The sequence below is a fragment of the Pseudenemella bisphenolivorans genome, from assembly GCF_051133435.1.
In the GTDB taxonomy this organism is placed as follows: Bacteria; Actinomycetota; Actinomycetes; order Propionibacteriales; family Propionibacteriaceae; genus JAAYAO01.
This window is the reverse complement of sequence record NZ_JBPGNY010000007.1, coordinates 14219-32956: the sequence shown is the minus strand read 5'-3', so window position 1 is coordinate 32956 and position 18738 is coordinate 14219. Positions and strand designations below refer to the sequence as shown.

Genomic DNA, 18738 nt, shown 5'->3' with positions numbered 1-18738 from the left:
GGAAGGGCTGCCGGCCGGGATGCGGCTGAGCCGTCCGGTCAGTCGTTCGTCCGGATGTGATCACGACCCGTCCCGGGTCTGGTCGCATTCCTGGACCGACGACGGACGTCGGCTGTGCTGGCAACCGGATCTCGAGGGACGGTTCGCGGTGGACGTCGAACGCAATACCCAGCCGGTACCGGCGTCCCTGGCCGCCCGGTTCGGCCTCGAACCGGCGTCCTTCTGGGTGGCTTGGACGCGCGCCGAGGTGGTTGCCAAACTGCGTGATCAGCCGATTCTCGCCCTGGTGAACAATGAGGGGTTGAGCCCGCGGTTACCGAAAAACGCGCAATTGCGTACCGAATCTGTGGGCGACATCACCTTCAGCTACGGCGTGGCGGCTATCCCCGAAATACCTTCGGGTAGGAATTCTTAACCCTTAATGGTTAAGCTGACGCGCGTGCGAACCAAACTTTCCTTCCTTCTTGCGCTCGCGCTGCTCGGGATGACCCCGATGGCAGCCGTGGCCGACGACGGCGCACTCACCCATGCGTCCGCGTTGGTCCCCTCCACCACCCCCATCACCAAGACGCCCACGCAGCCGCAGAACCCCAGTGTGACGGTGACTGCCGCCACTGCCGGTACCAGCGGCGTGGGCCTGAAGGCCAATGTCTGGGGTCGCGCTGCCGGCGCCCCCAACGCCGACGTCTGGACCGAGGTGCGACTGAGCAACGGCAAGTGGTCGACCTCGCAGAAGGGCAAGACCAACACCAACGGCAACTACGCCCTGGAACTGACCTACGGCAAGTACACCCCGGGCACCCAGACCTTCCGGGTTGGGGTTCGCACGTCCGGCGGCACGGTTTACTCGCCCCAGGTCAAGCTGACCAGGGCGGGTGTCACCGCCAAGACCGCCGGCGCCACCGGGGTCGGTGCCCGCGCCAACATCTGGGGTACCGCCACGGGCGCCCCGAACACCAAGGTGTTCAGCCAGGTTCGCCTCGCCAACGGCAAGTGGTCGACCTCGCAGATCAGCAAGACCAATGCCTCGGGTTTCTACTCCCTTCCGATGACCTACGGACAGAACACCCCGGGTTTGATGACCTGGCGGGTCGGTGTCACCACCTCCGGTGGCACCGTCTACTCGTCCCCGGTCACGCTGCGCCGCATCTCGGTGACCGCCAAGACCGCCGGCAGCAAGCCGGTCGGCGCCAAGACCTACGCCTGGGGCCGGGCCTCCGGCGCTCCGAATGCGAAGGTCAGCCTCCAGGTTCGCCTGCCAAGCGGTAAGTGGTCGACCTCGCAGATCGGCAAGACCAGCAGCACCGGTTCGTACTCGCTGCCGCTGACCTACGGTGCCACCACCCCGGGCACCTACGTGTACCGGGTGGTCGTCAACTCCAACGGCGCCACTGTGTACTCGCCGCAGACCCGGCTCACCCGCACCCGCACCTCCTCGCGTCTGGACAGCCGCTGCATGTCCGGCCGGGTTATGTGCGCCAGCAAGAAGGACCGCAAGCTGTACTGGGTGGTTAACGGTCAGGTGAAGAAGACCATGGACGCCCGCTTCGGCTGCCCCTCGGCGCCGAGTGACAACGGCTCGTTCAAGGTGTTCTGGAAGAGCTACAACCACACCTCAACCCTCTATGGCTCGTGGATGCCGCGCGCCATGTTCTACAACGGTGGCGAAGCCGTGCACTACTCGCCGGACTTCAAGTCCCGCGGCTACGCCGGCTGCTCGCACGGTTGTGTGAACATCCGCGACTGGGACGGCATCAACTGGCTCTACAACCAGGTTCGCAACGGCGACAAGGTCGTCGTGTACTGATCGCTGTCTGATCTGTATCTGTCGCGCTCGGCCTCCGTGGCCGGGCGCGACAGGTGTTTTCGGGGTGTTCGGGGCCAGTCCCGGCGGCCCCGGCTCTCTCGGCACCCCGGGGCCCGATTCTCGGTACCCCGGACCGTCTCTCGATACCCGGCCGAATGCAGAGCCGGTAGACACACTCTCGGGCTCGGTGGGCCCCCTCACCTCCACATGCAACCCGTACCCGTTCCTGCGGCATGAACTACGTGCCGCAGGAACGAGTACGGGTTGCATCTACGGGAGGGCGGGTCCCGGCCGCAAACCGCCCGGTTCTGGCGTGCCAGGCGATATTGGGGTACCAACGACACGAGAATTGGGCTGATTGCAGCAGCGGGCCCAGGGCACCGGCCGGTGTCACGCTGCAGGATGGCGACCTTGCCCCAGGAAGAACTCGAACGACCTCGACTCGCTGGTCTGACCCACTCGCGGTGACCCCAACGTGCGCACACTGCAGCAGGGTGGTCTGACGGCTCTCACAGGTCGTGCGTGGTCGACGAAATCCGAGCCGATAGGGTCGGAGGTGAGACATCTAGGCGAGGAGCAGTCTTGAAGAAAAGAGTAATGGTCGTCTACGGGACCCGTCCCGAAGCAGTAAAAGTAGCCCCCCTCATCAAGGCACTCGAGGCCGCTCCGAGCCTGACCCCGGTAGTGGTGAGCACCGGCCAGCACCGCGAGATGCTCGACCAGGTGAATGCCTGGTTCGGCATCGAACCCGACATCGACCTGGAGTTGTTGCGCCCGGGGCAGAGCCTCTCCCAGCTCGCCTCGCGGATTCTCGACAAGATGCCCGGAGTGCTGGCCCAGTTCCAGCCTGATGCGGTGGTGGTGCAGGGTGACACCTCGACCGTGGCGATGACCGCGATCGCCTGCTTTTACGAGAAGGTGCCGGTGGTACACCTCGAAGCCGGCCTGCGCTCGGGCAACATCATGTCGCCCTACCCCGAAGAGGCCAACCGCAAGCTGACCGGGCAGGTGGCCGCGCTGCACCTCGCCCCAACCGTTGAGTCCCGCGACAACCTGCTGCGCGAGGGAATCGACCCCGAGATCGTGGCCGTCGTGGGCAACACCGTCATCGATGCCCTGCGGTGGACGACCCAACACGAAGTGGAGTTCAGCGACCCCCGGCTGCGAGATGCCGTCGCCGCCGGCCGCAAGGCGGTGCTGATAACCGCCCACCGGCGCGAAAACTGGGGCGAACCGATGATTCGGATCGGCGCCGCAGTGGCCGAGCTGTCCCGTCATTACCCGGACCGGTCGTTCGTGTTGCCGGCACACATGAACGAGGACGTACGCAACGACCTGCGGGTGCACTTGGCCGACCTCGACAATGTGATCATCACCGAACCGCTCGACTACCCCGAGTTCGTGCATGCCCAGAAGTGGGCCGACATCATCCTGAGCGACTCCGGCGGGGTGCAGGAAGAAGCACCCAGCCTGGGACGTCCGGTGCTGGTGTTGCGTGAGAACACCGAACGCCCCGAGGCCGTCGCGGCCGGCACGGTGAAGCTGATCGGCACCGAGCAACAGCGGATCGTGGACGAGTCACGCACGCTACTGAACGACCCGCAGGCCTATGCGGCCATGAGTCACGCGATCAACCCTTACGGTGACGGACAGGCTGCCGAGCGCAGTGCCGCGGCAATCGCCCAACTGTTGGGAGTTGGCGAGCGACTGCCCGACTTCACCGCCGATTAGGCGCCGGGCCGGGCGCGGGATGACTCAGCGCCACAGGCCCTTGGTGTCGACCACCGTCAGGTCGGCGACCCGGTCGGCCGCGATGGCCTTGAACGGGGTGTGATCGACCAAAACTACGACCACGTCGGCTTGTTCGAGGGCCGCGTCGGTTCCGGTGAGGGACACGTTGCGGTAGTTGGCCAGCACCGGAGGCAGTTCTTCGATGTTCGGCTCCACCGCCAGAATCTGCCACTCGGGGTGGGCCTGGGCAACCTGCTTGGTGATCTCGAGGGCCGGCGACTCGCGCAGGTCATCGATGTTCGGCTTGAACGCCAAGCCGAGCATTGCCACCTTGGGCGTCTCGATGTCACCGACCGCGGCTTCGACACGCTCGATCACGTAGCCGGGTTTGTCGTCGTTCACCGTGCGCGCGGTGCGAATCAGGCGAGCTTCCTCAGGTGCAGCGGCGACGATGAACCACGGGTCGACCGCGATGCAGTGCCCGCCCACCCCGGGACCGGGTTGCAGGATGTTCACCCGCGGGTGGTGGTTGGCCAGCTCGATGAGTTCCCACACGTCGATGCCGAGCCGATCGCAGATCACCGACAGTTCGTTGGCGAACGCAATGTTGACGTCCCGGAAGCTGTTCTCGGTGAGCTTGGCCATCTCAGCGGTGATCGCGTTGGTGAGCAAGAGCTCACCCCGGCAAAACACCCGATACAAGTCGCGGGCCGCTTCGGCGGCTTCGAGGGTGATGCCACCGATGATCCGGTCGTTCTCGACCAGTTCGGTCATCACCTTGCCCGGTAGCACCCGCTCCGGGCAGTGCGCGAACTTGAGGTCGGCGTCCTGCAGATCGGCGCGCTCGGCGAACACGACATCGGCCATGTGGTGGGTGGCTCCGGGCGGGGAGGTCGATTCCAGAATGATCAGTTCATCGCCGGTGAGTACCTTGGCCACAGCGCGAGCGGCGTCCTCGATATAGCTCAGGTCTGCCTCGTGCCCCTCACGGAACGGGGTCGGCACCGCGACGATGAATGTCTCGGCCGACACTGGGGTATCGGAGGCCACTAGGTTGCCGTTCCGCACCGCTTCGGAGACGAACCCACCGAGATCCGGCTCCACGAAAGGTACTCGGCCGCGGTTGACCGCACCGACCACCCGCTCGCTGACGTCCACACCGTGGACGTGCAGTCCGTGCCGGGCGAAGATTGCGGCGGTGGGCAACCCGATATAGCCGAGGCCCACAACGCAGACATCTGCTTTGGTCAAAACTCCGAACTCCTGAAACAACGCTGCTGCTGGCAGCATGCCGGCACTGAAATCGCGACGAGTTTAGCTCAGCGCGCTTCGGCACCCTGCATCGAACTGCGGCAGTGGTCAGTTTCGGGGTACTCGACCAACGCGATTGGCTCGCGAGCTACACCGCGCCACGCAGAAAAGCGCCTCGTCGGTGTCGAACTTGCTGCGCAGCGTTGCCGGGGTGCCCGTCGGGCGAGTTCTGCCCTCGACGATGGGGATGGTGGGCGGTGTGACCGGGCCGGCTTCCTGTTCGGCCTGCGTCGCAGTGCCAAAGCGAGTGCCAGCCCGACGCCAACCAACGATGTCGGCGTTTGCGCGATGAAGCGGTTTCCCGGGCCATGTCGTCTCCCAACCACCAATGCCACCTGGAATGCATGGCCGGGACGCCTTGTGGCGTGGCGCACCTTCGGGTGTCGACCTGACGAGGTCGGAGTCACAGCGACGACACGACAGGAAGAAACCGTCAGCAGGTGACGTGCGCCTCAGCGGGGCCGTAGAACTCGAGGATGGACGAGTGGGACAACAGATGCGCTGTGCTCACGCCCCAAGTATGCCCCGTGGCATCACTGGTGCGGGTGCTGATGAAGTTGAACCGATCACTGGAATACACCCGCCCGCCGCGGGCATGGATCTTGTCGAGAAATGTGGTGTCGACCCGGCGGGGAACCTGCTCGAATCGCACCTCCTCGGCAACCTCGCGGGGGGTCAGGATCGTACCGCCCTGCACCAGACGAACGTAGCGATGCTCGGAGTCGGCAAACCTCAACAAGGTGGGCCCGAAGTCATCACCGATGTGGACGTAATGGGCCCATTTACCCACGACCTGCGCGTCGGTCCAGCGGAAGGCCCGAACGAGGTCACCCAAGTAGTGCTCGGCGTAGTAGTTGTCGTCGTCCATCTTCGCGACGAACCGCCCCGACGATGCCTCGACGCCCATGTTCATCAGGTCGCCCAGCAGCAGTGCGCTATCGGCGGGCAGCACCTCGACGTTGTCGAGTGGCCAGCGTCCCTGCAGCTCATCGAGCTGGTCCCGTCCCGGTTCGAACCCGTGGGTGACCAGCACGAGCTGCACCTCGGGGTGGCTCTGCCGATGCAAGAACTGCCACACGTTGGCGAGTTGGTCGGGGCGCATGGTGGGAATCACGGCGGATACCGATTCGTCGGGCCGGTGGGTGGGCAGCCCGACCGCCCCCAGCACTGTGTCGACCCGGTGGGTGGTGAGGTGCCGGTCGTGCACCCGTCGGTGGGCGCGCAAAGCTTGCCGGTCGCGCAGTTCGTGATGGGCGAGCAGGTTGTGCAGGGCTTCTTTCGCCTGTTCGGGCGTATCCACCACCGTGATGTCGTCGCCGAAGAACGGTTCGATCGAGGCCGCAGGGCCGCTCAACACCGCAGTTTGGGCCGCCGACAACTCGAACAGGCGACGGGCGCACATGGTGGGCGACTCAGTAACCGAGTTGACGTTGAGGAACACCTTGTAGGACGTGTAGGCCGCCAGCATCTCTTCGTACGGAAGTGACCCGACGATGTACGGGACGTACCGCTGCGGGAACCGGTAGCGCGGGTCTTCGGCTTGCATGCGCGAGAAGATGTGCAGCCCATGGTCGGCGGCCGCTGGCAACAGCACGTCGAGTTGACGGCGTCGCTCGGCGTGCTTCTCGGCGAAGTAGCTACCGGCGAACGCCACTTCGTAGGGCCGCTCGGGCGCCTTCGCCCCGTGCCGAATCGGATTGTGAATCCGCGGCTGGGCCCAGAACGGCAACAGGTGAATCCGATCGTGCCCCAGGTCGTGGCGGTACCGCTCGATGCGGTTTGCATCGACGGTGAAGACGTGCTCGAACAGCCTGGCGGTGGCAATGAACCGGTCATAGTTGGGTGGGTCTTCCTTGTTCCAGAACACGGTCGGCACCCCATGCTCCCGGCACCAGGTGACCAGTTCGATGAGGGCCGGGGCCGGCGCGTTCTGGCCGGTCAACGCGAACTGCCACGCGCCTTGGTTGCCGCGCCAAGCCGATTCGACGAACAACAGGTCGGGCAACTCGGCTTCGAGTTCGGCCCGCCATCCATCGGGGGTGATCAGCACCTGATCCCATTCGTAGTGGAAGCCCAACCGCGAGAAATCATCCAGGATCACCGCAACCCGCAACTCCGGACGGGCGATCGGCCCGTGCGGCAGCCCGACACCGGGCAGTGCCACGCGAGTACGGACGAATCGTTTGCGCACCTTCGTGAGGGTCTTCTTGCCACGGTTGCGCACGCCGGAAACCAACCGCCGCCGACCGTGGGAACTGAAAGGCAGTTTCGCCAGACCACCCAGCCGGTTGAGTTCCACCGAATAACCCCTCTGTCCACGTGTCGAACTCCTGTCACGATACCGGAGTCGCCTGGCGGCGCCGACGAGCGCAAGTCGCCTCGGGCCAGTAATGTCAATTCCATGGCTTCTCGTGCGGAAACTCGGCTTCCCCGAGCGCTGCGGCGATTGCGTGCTGCGACCAGGAACCTGGTGATCTTCATCTCGGTAGGCCGAAAGTTTCGGGTTCAGGGCACCGCGGCACTCGTCTCGGCCGGGCTGAGGGCTCTGCCCGCGCCGGTCCGTCGCGTAGCCACTTCGTTGTTGGTTCAGGTCGACCGCCCCACCGCGGCACTCGCCGAGGCAGCCGGTGGCCGACACACCCGCGCCGCCGAACTGCTGAGAGAGGCAGCTACCGCAAGCAATCCCGGACGAGCGGTCGACGCCGCGGTAGTGCTGCATCGTCAAGATCTGGCCCGCGAGATCGCCGAGGGTACCGACGAACTCAGTGACCCCACACGTGCCCGCATGTTGGCCGAAGAAGGCGAATACTCTGCTGCCTTGCGCGCCCTGAGTAACCACCGGTCGGCGCTGGCCCAGGTGGTCGAAGGGGACCTACGGGTGCTCAATCCGGCTACGCGTACCGATCGCCCCATCGAAAAATTGACCGTCGCTCTCCCGGTACAACGAACCTGCCACTTCGTCACCACGGCCCTGCCCGAGGCCCAAACCGGCTACACCCTGCGCACCAAGGGAATCACCGATGCCCAGCGACGGGCTGGGTTGCAGGTCGACGTGATCTCACGGATCGGTTTCCCAGTCGATCAAGGGCACCTGACCGCGGCCCGGACGATCGACCTCGACGGGGTGACGTACCACCGGCTGCTGCCCCACCGTCCACTGTCGATCTCGGCCGACGAGCGCCTGAACATGGCGGTCGATGAGTCAGTGACGTTGTTGCGCCGGTTGCAACCGCAGATCGTGCACGCCCATTCCAAGCACGACAACGCCCAAGTGGCCATCGCGACGGGTCGTCGGCTCGGCGTTCCTGTCGTCTACGAGGTTCGCGGTTTCCTGGAAGAGACGTGGCGCTCCCATGGCGGCAGCGTCGGTTCCGAGCGCTACCGGCTCACCCGGCAGGCCGAAACACAGTGCATGCGCGAGGCCGACGTGGTGGTAACCCTGTCCGCGACCATGCGCGACGAGATCGTATCCCGCGGCATCCCACCCCACAAGGTGCATCTGGTGCCCAATGCGGTGGGGTCCGCTTTCCTCGATGACCCGCCCGACCGGAGCCGTGCACGAGCACAGTTGAAGCTACCCGACGACGCCCGGATCGTGGGCCTGGCCGGCACACTCAACCGGTACGAGGGGCTCGACACGGTCATCAACGCGTTGGCCGTCCTGGCCGACCCTGACGTGTTGTTGCTGGTGGTCGGGGACGGACCCGATCGGCACCGGCTCGAGTTATTGGCCCGCAAGCAGGGGGTGCGGGCCCACTTCACCGGACGCGTCCCCCACCACTGCGTGCGCGCCCATATCGCGGCAATGGACCTGTTCTGCGTGCCGCGACACCACACTCCGGTGACCCGGGTGGTGCCGCCGATGAAACCGTTGGAGGCGTTGGCCACCGGAGTACCGCTGATCATGAGCGACCTGCCCCCGCTCAAGGAACTTCTCACCGAGGTGCCCGACATGGGCTGGATCGTGGAGGTCGACGCCGCTCCGAAGTGGGCGGCCGAACTGCACAGACGCTTGTATGATCCCCTGAGGTTGGTCGACGCTGGCCGTGCCGGAAGGGAGTGGATCCTCACCGCCCGCACCTGGGCGCACATGGCACGCCGCTATGACGACATCTACGCCGCCGCATTCGGCAACACGTCGGCCCCCGAGCACTGCGGCGAGGGCAGAGAGGACGGGTAGGTTCAGTTGGACCACAACATCGCCGACCTCTCACTGTCGGAAGTATCGAAGATCGCCAAGACCGCAGGCATGCGCCAGGTCGGTCACCGCCCCCCGTTCGGCGCCTATATACGTGACTTGTGGCAACGGCGTTCGTTCCTGTGGACGTTGTCATCGGCGCGCAGCCTGGCCAAGAACGAGGGCCAGCGGTTCGGTCAGCTCTGGGCCTTCATCAACCCGTTGCTGCTGATCGCTACCTACCTGTTCATCTTCGGCCTGTTGTTGCGCACCGGACGCGGCATCGACAACTTCGTCGGTTACCTCGCGATCGGCGTGGTGCTCTTCGGGCTCTCTGCGTCGACGTTGACCTCGGGCTCACGGGCGATCGTCGGCAACACCGGCCTCGTCAGAGCACTGCACTTTCCGCGCGCTCTGCTGCCGTTGGCCGTGGTCCTGACCGAGGTGTTGGCGCTGCTGCCGGGCTTGCTGGTGCTGGTTGTGGTGCTGCCGCTGACCGGCGAACGCCCGATGTGGTCCTGGCTGCTGTTTCCGGTGGCGATCGTGTTGCAAGGCCTGATGCAGGCTGGGATGGTGCTGATTCTGGCCCGGATCGTCAACGCCAGCGCCGACGTGTGGAACCTGATTCCGGTGGCGGTGCGGCTCGGTCGATATGTCTCGGGGGTGTTCTTCAGCATTTCGGCGATGACCGCGAACTGGCCGGTGGTCGGGGCGATCCTGGACAACCAGCCCTTGGCCCTGCAGCTGACAATTGCCCGGCAGGCGTTGATGGGTGAGTTCGAACTGTCGTGGACGCCCTGGCTGGTCTCGATCGCTTGGGCGATCGTGCTGCCGGTGGTGGGCCTGTGGGTGTTCTGGCGCGATGAGGCACGTTATGGCCGAGGCTGATCCGAAGACGTCCGACCCGGCGGTGATCGCCTGGCACGTCGACGTCACCTACGAGGTCTTCGGCGGCAAACGCCGCGGCAACGCGTCCGGTCAGGGTGAGCGCCAGGGGCTGCGCCGGCTGATCACCCCGCAACGTCAGATCGGCAACGTCAGCTATGTGCACGCGGTCAAGGACGTCTCGTTCATCGCCCACCGCGGCGAATCGATCGGGATCATCGGGCACAACGGGTCGGGAAAGTCGACACTGTTGCGTGCACTGGCGGGTTTGGTGCCGCCGACCAACGGTCACATCTGGCTACATGGTGAACCATCGCTGCTCGGGGTGAATGCCGTGTTGTTGAACCAGCTCAGCGGCGAACGCAACGTCTACATCGGTGGTCAGGCGCTGGGCCTGACCCGCGAGCAGGTGCGCGAACGCTACGACGAGATCGTCGAACTGGCCGACATCGGTGAGGCGATCGGCCGACCGATGGCGACCTACTCCTCGGGTCAGGGCGCCCGCCTGCGTTTCGCGATTTCGACTGCGGTTCGCCCCGAAATTCTGATGATCGACGAAGCCCTGGCCACCGGTGACGCGGCCTTCCGGCAACGCTCGATGGACAAGATCAACGAGATCCTCGCCGGCGCCAGCACCGTCTTCCTGGTGTCGCATTCCAACAGCACGATCACCGACATGTGTCAGCGCGCGCTCTGGCTCGACCATGGGCATCTGGTGATGGACGGCCCGGCCGGAGATGTCGTGGCCGAATACGCGTCCGGACGCGTGCCGCCCCCCCTCAGCGAACAACAGCCCGAACAACTCGCCGGCACCCTACCCAGCGAACCGACGCCGGAACCGGGGGCGAACCTCAAGGTGATACCGGTCGACACCGACGAAGAGCGGGTGATCACAACGGTGGTGTGGGGCCCGGGTAGTTCGCTGTGGGGGCGGGGCACAGCGGCCACATCCCCACAACGTCACGCGGAACTGTTCGAGTCGCTGAGCAACAGTGGGGTGGTAAACCTGGCTTGCGTGCACGGCGCCTTCGCCGCCGAGGACATCGTCCAGCTCAAGTCGACCGGCTTGCAAGAGAACTGTGTGTACTTTGACATGGCCGACGAACCGTTGGCGGTCGCCCTGCCCGAGATGTTGTCGTATCTGTCGATCGACCCGGCGCACACCGTGCTGATCGACGCCGACGAGGTCGTGCTGTCTTCGGTCGAGAACGGGCTCCCCGGCATCCGGACGAAGAACTCGAATGATCCGGCGACCTTCCACTACTTGCAACAGGTCATCCGCCGCTATGAAGGATCCGATACCGCTCCGGTCGAGGCAACCCGGGCCCTCGTCCGGCGTCATCATGCCCAGCGCCGCTCGCGTTCGGGCGAGACGACGTTCCTGGGCCGACACGGCGTGAAGTTCACCGTGCTGGACGGGTTGGCGGGACTGCATCTGGCCCCGAGGGTGGAGACGCTCGTGCGGCGGGCTCGTGCGGGCAACTACACCGATTCACACTTCGCTGCCGGTCAGGTGAGCCAATGGCTCGGTGATCTGCGCCGAAACCGCGCCGTCACCGTGATGGCTTGGGACGATTTCGGAGTCCACGGGGTGGTGGGGTTCGTCTCGGTCCACCGGCGAAAGGGAACGCTACAACACTTCGTGTTCTCCGACGCAGCGGTGGGCTTGGGACTTCCCGAAGGGGTGGCTGCCGCCCTGCAGGGTCAGTCCGGTTTCGAGCAGACGGAGTTCCCGGTGGGCAGCGCACCGCCGTGGGTGAGGTTCGTGAACGCCGAAGAGGACGCTGCGGCGTCCATCCTCGCCGCGTACGGGCTCGAGCCCTCCGGCGCCCCCGATATTCGGGTGTTGGCCGGGCGGGACACCGGCGCGGTGGCGTTGGCTTTGCAACCCGCCTCGCTGAACGTGCAGGACGCGGCCGGACAGGAATCGATGAAGACCGCGTTGGACCGCTCTTACACTCCGGGCGCACCCGTCGTCACGTACTGGGCCGGGATGGAGTGCGACGATCGGATTTGGGGGGCGGGGGCTCCAGGGCTGGAGCTTTATCAACGCACCGCCCAGACATTCATCGACCGACATGCCGGTGTCAAGCTGGTGGTATTGCTACCGAGTGAACGATTCACCGATCATCCCCATCGGCCGAATGCAAGTGTCAGTCGGGTGCGCGAGTTCAACCAAGTCTGGCGGGAACTCGCCGAGGGCAACGACTCCGTCGAACTGCTCGAGGCCGGTGAATTGGTGGCTGGGCCCGTGTCGAGTCCCGCCGCGCTCACACCCGACTTGGTTGCGGCTTGGACCCACCGCCTGCGGGCCCTGTTGGCGGTGGGGACCGCCCCGGTGCTGCCAGGTATCGAACCCCCCACCCTGCGCCCGGTTGCCGAGTTCGTCGAAGTCGGTGCGTTGTCCGAGCACCCGCTACCTCTGCCGGACGCGTGGGGCGATGCCTCGTCTCGGGTGTGGGAGATCGAAGTGCGCGCAACGGCGAACCCGCAGCGTGCTCGCGGTGCCTTGTTGTTGATCGACACCGACCACAACGCAACCCTGCGCGAAGAGGGTGGAATCACCCGTTTCGGGAAACCCGCAGCGGAGTTTTACCACTATCTGCGCACCGAACGATTCGACGGCGTGACCCGGTTCGTAATGATCGGCGACGAGCCGTTCACGCCCTCCAACCTGGCCTTGCAACTGTGGGGCAGCGACGACGTCGCTGTTGACGTCGAGCGCGTGCGGGTCTGGGTACATGCCGAGTTGGTGCCGGAGCACGAGTGATGGAGAGTTCGCCCCTGCCGCAGTTGTTACGATGAATGCCATGCCAGAATCTCGCATGCTCGTCGCGTCCTACGCGTTCACCCCCTACAACGACACTGCCGGCATCGTGGCAGCCAAGCGGGTGCGTGAGTCGGGACGGCGGGTCGACGTCATCGCGAACGCTCTCGATTCTATTCGCAGGATCGATTCCGGACTCACCCAAATTGCCGGGGAACAAGTCGACCGATTCGTACCCCTGCGCACCCCTTCGGCGTTTTCATCCTGGCCGTCCATCTTTCATTACACCGAAGAGGGCTACCGAGTCTTTCGCCGCTGGGAAACCGACCACAGTTACGACAAGCTCTACAGCCGCGCCCAGTTCACCGCCTCGCACGTGCTCGCCGCGCGGATCAAATTGGCCCGACCCGATCTGCCCTGGGTCGCCGAGTTCTCCGACCCGCTTTCGCACGATGTGCTCGGTGCGGTGCGGCGCGCCCCCTGGGGAAAGGGGCTGCTGCCCGACCTGTTGGCAGCCGGCGTAGAAGCGCGGGGGTTCGCCGCACCCACCTCCAACAACTCCTTCGAATGGGCCGAGGTGCTGGCCTTCGCGCTGGCCGACGAGTTCATTTTCACCAACGACCTGCAGCAACGGTTCATGCTCGAGCACAGTGCCGATCCGTCCCTGGCGCGACGGGTCGAAGAGCGCAGCAGGGTCAGCCCACACCCGACCCTGCCCCGTGAGTTCTACGACATGGTGCACAGCGCCTACGAACTGCCCCCGAGCCGGGTCAACATCGGGTACTTCGGCAATTTCTACGTCAGCCGAGGCGTCGGCCTCATCCTGGACGCAATCGCCAGGAGCCCGCGCCGAATCCGCGACGCGGTGGCGTTGCACGTCTTCACAGCAAAGCCCGAAGAACTCGAAGGTGAAGTCGCGAAACTGGGTATCGAGGACGCAGTACGCGTTAACCCGTTCGTCGATTACCTGGAGTTTCTGAACCTCGCCGACAAGATGGACGTATTGCTGGTCAACGACGCCGTCACACCTCCCAGCGGGACGGTCAATCCCTTCCTGCCCTCGAAGTGGAGTGACTACAAGGGCAGCACCAGCAAGGTGTGGGCCGTGATCGAAGAAGGCAGCACCCTGGCCGCCCAGCCCGGCATCGACTACCGCAGCCCGGTCGAACACTTCACCGCACTTCAGGCGACCCTGGCCGACATCGTCCGCGAGCACTGAGGTGCCTCGCAGGGCCGCTCAGGCGTCCCGAAGTAACGCACGATACAGCTCGACCATCCCTTCCCCGCCATAATGCGCGCGCGCCTCGGCGGCAGCTTGCTCGGCGGTCTCGAGCCACACGTCCCGTTCAGCAACCTGCAGAATGCGCTCCGCTGCTTCCTGCGGCGTCTGTACCACCCAGTGCTCGCCGAAAACATCCGCTGCCCCACCAAGACGGGCGTACACCGGCCAGTCGCGAATCACCGGCACAGCTGTAGAGGCGACCATTTCGACCGCTCCTACATGGAACGATTCGCGCAGACTCGAACTGACGGCGAATCCCACACCAGCCAGGTGGGTCGGCAGGTCCTTGGTGTAGCCGATGAACTCGATGTGCCCGGAAACATCCGGCTCAAGGATGCGTTCCCTGAAGCGTGTGGCGTATTCGTTCTCGGTGGTGCGAATGGTGTCCACCGGAAAGTCACTACCTATCAGCCGCAACGACCACGCGGGGTCGTGCTTGACCAGGTGCGCGAGCACCTCGACAGCCCACAACGGGTCCTTCACTCGTTGCCCCCACCCGACCATGCCGAGTCGGCGGTGGGCGTCGTCGGTGACCGGCCGGTCGAATCGGTCGAAGTTCACCATGTTGCCGATCACGTGCTGCCGACAGTGCGCGATCCGCTCGCCCAGCACCTGTACCGCTGTCCGGCGCAAGTGCTCGCTGACGAACACGACGTCGGTGACCCGCGACCAGTCGATCAAGAACTGTTTGCCGCTCAACGAGTCGACTCCGTGGAATCGGATGAAGAGCCGAGTGCCGGGTTCGACGAACCACGAGGCCGCCATCGCCCCACTGTCGGCCCAGTCGGCGAAAATCGTCCGGTGCTGCTTGATCAGGTCGATGGCAGCCAGCGATAACCCAGTCTCCCCACCGACAACGGCCAAGCGTTCGCTGACGTCGATGGGATTCAAACCCATCACGGTGAACTGTCGTCCGGCCGACGCCAGTGACAAGACTCGGGTGGGAACGTCGGCGCCCAACGCATCCAACAGCTGTTCGGCGAACTTCGGGTAGGCGCCGGGCAGGATCAAGACACCGTCAACAACTTTTCCGGTTGACCCGACGTCGATGCGCTCCGGAAGCGGTGCGGTGAGGTGTCGGCCGATCAACGACTGCTCGAACGGGGCCATCCGATCGTTAACCGGGTCCATCAGAGGGGGTGCCGGAACACTGGCATGTAGGTCGGGGTGGGTGAGCACATCCAGCACGAGATACCCAAGGAAGGTTGCCCGACTGGTCTCCCCTACCTCCCACGCTTGGTCGGCCGCAGCCAGCGTCGCACGAACGGCAGGCATCAACGAATCGGGCTCGACCCCATCTTGCTGAATGGCTCCCAGCACCCGGATCACGTCCGCCCCATGCTCGCCCATGGTCGAATGTACTGTCGCAGCGGCGTCGAGCACGGTGGACGCGGCAGCCGATTGCCCGACGCGTACCAGTCGCCACGCGGCTTGGCTCCAAACCGGCGGAGGGGGCGGCGTAATCGTATCGTTCTTGGCGAGGCGTTCCGCAGCTGCGGGCACCGCCTTGACGAGATTGTTCGCTCCGATGGCGACCCTGGCCATGGAATGCAGCACCCAGGCATCGAGCAGTTCGGCCCCCCCGGCAGGGGTGAGACCGAATTTGCGAGCCAGCGTCGACCCTTCGCGGTCGGCAGTAATCACCGTTCCTTGCTTCAAGTACTCCCGCGCACCACCATCGACCCGGGGCAAGACACCGGATGCCAGCGAGGCGGGCACCAGCAAGGGGAGGGCTCGTCGGGTGAGCCGCTTGACGCGTGCTGCCCGGCGTTGCCAGCGGCCCTGCTTTCCCCCGGTGACCGGCTCGTTCAACAGCGCGAAGCGTCGGTTCGGGAACTTGCTGAGCTGTTTCGACAACGAGCCGTTGAAGTATGCGAGGCGCACCCGGTGCCCGGCGCTGTGCAGGATCCGCAGCTCCCGGGAGAGCTGGTTCAAGCTCCGGGCCGACCCGGCCATCACCAAGAACTGGCGCGGCTTAGCCGCCTTGGTCGGAGCCCAGGCGGCGCTGTAGTCGAGTGAGACCTCTCCGGATTCGATCGGGGCCACGTCGGCCGGAAGCCCACTGGCCACCAGGTCGTCCCGCAGTCGGTCGAGATCCTCTGGATAAGCCTCGATGTGCCGACGAATGAAGTTCGTCTGTCCATTCACCAGAAGCTCGGTGAGCATCGACTGTTCATCGGGATATGCGGCTTCGGATCCGAGAAGCTCGCGCAATACCTCAATCCGCTGGGTGACATCGAATTCGTACCCGGCGGATTGGCGTGACACCGAGCTGGGGGTCAGCCTTCGGTAGTATCGCGCACCCGCGTGAAAGGGCTCTGTCACCACGCTGGTGTACCTGCGCGCATAGGGCGCGAACACCCGGGCCATGAACTCGAGATCCTCACCGCTACGGAGGGTCTCGTTGAACCGGTGGTCGCTGAGCCACGCCGAAGGGAGAAGCTTGCACGCCGAGATCCCGGCCAGGCTCACGGTGCCGCCCAACAATCTGCCATGCGAGTCGGTCAGCGACCGGTTGATCGTGGTCTCGGTGTTCTGGGTGCCGTCGGGGGCGACGTCGATCAATCCGGCTACCGGTAGCGAGATGTTATCGGCGGCCTTGAGGAGTTCTGCCAAGTAGTTCCTCGACACCCAATCGTCGGCATCGACGAACGTGACGTGCGCACCGCGAACGTGATCCAACCCCACGTTGCGCGCCGCGCCCGCGCTGGCCACTGGGCTGTCGAGTCGCTGCAGCGTGTGCCCCGGGTGTGCCGCTGCCAGCCGTTCAATCAGCTCTCGCGAGCCGTCCTCGGGCCCGTTCAGAATGGTGATGATCTCGAACCGGGCCGGGTCGAGCGTCTGGTCGAGCAGTGATTGCAGGCACCGTTCGATGGTGGCCACCGAGCGGTAGACAGGGATCACGACGGATATCGCGAACCTGGGATCGGGCGCTGACGTCGTTTGCGGCACTCTCAACTCCTCCGGGCAGCTTACCTCGGCAACCCTATCGCGCTGGGTGGACCTCACCCACGTCGATACTCGTCGTGGTTCAGCCCGAACAGACCGGCAATCGCCCACACGGCGCAGCCCCTCTATGCGACGCGCCGGGTTGACCACTCCGTCCGGAACGAGCAATATCCCGTTACCAATCCGGGCGTTACCCAACACCGCGCACCACAAATTCGTCCGCCGGCCGGGGCTGATCAACCGGCGGCTCATGGCGTCCCCTGCACCGGAGCGGAACGCACGCCAGACTCGCCAGCCCAAGCTGACCCGCACGTCGCGGTCGTTATTTGGAAACTTCCCCGGCGCTTGACACGAGTTTTCATCAATATGCTAGCTTCATTATGCGGCGCTTTCCCACAAAGGAGTTTACGGTGTCTGAGACCATTTCCTTCCGGAATATCGAGACAAGCTCCGATGGCTACTTGCGATGTGAGGTTGTTCACGACAAGACGGACGAGCTCTATTTCAGATTGCCGTACTCGTTCACTCCCAAGCCCGATTTAGTAGCTGCGGCCTTGATTACACTATGTGGCCAGGCCTACAAGTCCATCTCCATTGATCTACCCCTCGGGCCGAGCCAGATCTCCGGGTTCGAAAGCTGGACGAGAGCCACTGTGAACGCTCGCCCGGGGACCGACTATCGTCGGAGAGTGGGTTCGCAATGGGCCTTGAACTTCTCCGGCGGGTTCGATTCCCTCGCGGCGCATGCCATGATTCCCCAGGCCCATCTGATTTCTCTCGACTTCGGTGGTCTTTTCGCTCGCGAGCGGACCTTCTACCAGCGTTTTGATCCATTCATTATCGAGACGAATCTCACAGCTTTGGGCCTGAACAGAAATAACTGGAGCTTCATGGGAATCGGGTCCATTCTGATGCGTGACGAACTGGACATCGGAACATACTCTTTCGGCTCAATTCAAGCGGGAAACATCGCGAAATACCATGAGCGTATCGACCAGATTCGCTTGAGGATGGCGGCGGCTGATCAACTCGAGATGAAGATTTCAAATCCTCTGGTTGGAGTTTCGGAGATTTCCAGTATGGCCATAGTGGTCGACAACCATCCGCAGTTGTTGACGGACATCTTGATGTCGGTGGCCAACCCGCCGGAAGAAAAGTTCCTCCGTAAGCACCAGATGCTGACTGCGGTTGCAACGAGCATCGGGTTCCCACTCGGCCTCCCCGAGGTCAAGATGCGGTCGCAAGGTCTCCCGTGGGGCAATTCGCTTCCGTCCGACTTATCCTCGCTGTACGCGATGCAAGTCTTGGGAGTGGATCGAGTGGCCAGCACTTACCCCGGAGGGCTACCCCAAGCCGTGCTTGATGTCATTGACACGCTCGATCTGGATTTTCTGACTCGCGTAAACCCTCATCGATATGTGGGGGTGGACCCCCGAGTTCTCGGTGATTGGTACCGCACTCTGGCACATCACAACATCCTCCCCTATGAGCAGAAGGATTGGCAGAGCATCGCCTCAGTGTTGAAGCTCTTGAAAGCACGACCCGCAAGCATCGGCTGACAGGGACGATTCGAATGCCGGTTTTGGGCAAAAATCAGCCACCTCAACCCACCGAATTATCCCGGTCAGATTGCCTTCGTCGGCCCTGCGGCGAGGCGATATCGAGGACGGCATGCGCCGACTGACAGTGACTGACGCTCAGCGCCTGGGTCGATAGGTGGTGTGCGCGCGTGGTTTCGGCCGCATTGATGGCTCGTTCGTGATGGACCCGCTGGGCAACGTCCCGCTGTTTCTCACCGCCTGCGCAACACCCCGGCCGAGCGTCGCCAG

General features: G+C 64.3%; 11 protein-coding genes. 8 read left to right on the top strand and 3 right to left on the bottom strand.

The features are described from left to right. The first annotated feature begins 19 nt into the window (after nt 1–19). The 3 genes from ACR4XW_RS15295 (at nt 20) to wecB (ending at nt 3538) form a co-directional block, all read left to right on the top strand. Entirely contained in the window at nt 20–415 is a 396-nt protein-coding gene (locus tag ACR4XW_RS15295) for a hypothetical protein (RefSeq protein WP_434761439.1), read from the top strand. Between the two features lie 24 nt (nt 416–439). Further along, entirely contained in the window at nt 440–1807 is a 1368-nt protein-coding gene (locus ACR4XW_RS15290) for a L,D-transpeptidase (RefSeq protein WP_434761438.1), read from the top strand. A gap of 582 nt (nt 1808–2389) precedes the next feature. Next, nucleotides 2390–3538, top strand: a complete 1149-nt coding sequence (gene wecB / locus ACR4XW_RS15285; RefSeq protein ID WP_434761437.1) for a non-hydrolyzing UDP-N-acetylglucosamine 2-epimerase — start codon at nt 2390–2392, stop codon at nt 3536–3538. A gap of 24 nt (nt 3539–3562) precedes the next feature. On the opposite strand, the gene wecC is transcribed toward wecB, so the two are convergent. Further along, a complete protein-coding gene (gene wecC / locus ACR4XW_RS15280; RefSeq protein WP_434761436.1) occupies nt 3563–4789 on the bottom strand; it encodes a UDP-N-acetyl-D-mannosamine dehydrogenase in 1227 nt (408 codons plus the stop codon). Nucleotides 4790–5282: 493 nt separating this feature from the next. Further along, nucleotides 5283–7148: a glycosyltransferase family protein gene (locus ACR4XW_RS15275; protein ID WP_434761435.1), complete on the bottom strand. Its 1866-nt coding sequence runs from the start codon at nt 7146–7148 to the stop codon at nt 5283–5285. Nucleotides 7149–7430: 282 nt separating this feature from the next. Between ACR4XW_RS15275 and ACR4XW_RS15270 the strand changes: the two genes are divergently transcribed. The 4 genes from ACR4XW_RS15270 to ACR4XW_RS15255 are packed head-to-tail and all read left to right on the top strand — an operon-like array spanning nt 7431 to nt 13897. Continuing rightward, nucleotides 7431–9029: a glycosyltransferase family 4 protein gene (locus tag ACR4XW_RS15270; protein WP_434761434.1), complete on the top strand. Its 1599-nt coding sequence runs from the start codon at nt 7431–7433 to the stop codon at nt 9027–9029. Nucleotides 9030–9035: 6 nt separating this feature from the next. Next, complete coding sequence (locus tag ACR4XW_RS15265) at nt 9036–9914, top strand: ABC transporter permease (RefSeq protein ID WP_434761433.1); 879 nt, start codon at nt 9036–9038, stop codon at nt 9912–9914. After that, nucleotides 9901–12681 carry an ABC transporter ATP-binding protein gene (locus ACR4XW_RS15260; RefSeq protein ID WP_434761432.1) on the top strand — a complete coding sequence of 927 codons (2781 nt, stop codon included), beginning with the start codon at nt 9901–9903 and terminating at the stop codon, nt 12679–12681. The genes ACR4XW_RS15265 and ACR4XW_RS15260 overlap by 14 nt, the downstream gene beginning before the upstream one ends. A gap of 40 nt (nt 12682–12721) precedes the next feature. Then, nucleotides 12722–13897: a glycosyltransferase family protein gene (locus ACR4XW_RS15255; protein WP_434761431.1), complete on the top strand. Its 1176-nt coding sequence runs from the start codon at nt 12722–12724 to the stop codon at nt 13895–13897. An 18-nt stretch (nt 13898–13915) separates the two neighbouring features. On the opposite strand, the gene ACR4XW_RS15250 is transcribed toward ACR4XW_RS15255, so the two are convergent. Beyond that, nucleotides 13916–16912, bottom strand: a complete 2997-nt coding sequence (locus ACR4XW_RS15250) for a glycosyltransferase (protein ID WP_434761430.1) — start codon at nt 16910–16912, stop codon at nt 13916–13918. 407 nt (nt 16913–17319) lie between these two features. Here ACR4XW_RS15250 and ACR4XW_RS15245 point away from each other — a divergent pair, with 407 nt between their 5' ends. After that, complete coding sequence (locus ACR4XW_RS15245; RefSeq protein ID WP_434761429.1) at nt 17320–18468, top strand: hypothetical protein; 1149 nt, start codon at nt 17320–17322, stop codon at nt 18466–18468. Nucleotides 18469–18738 lie beyond the last annotated feature (270 nt).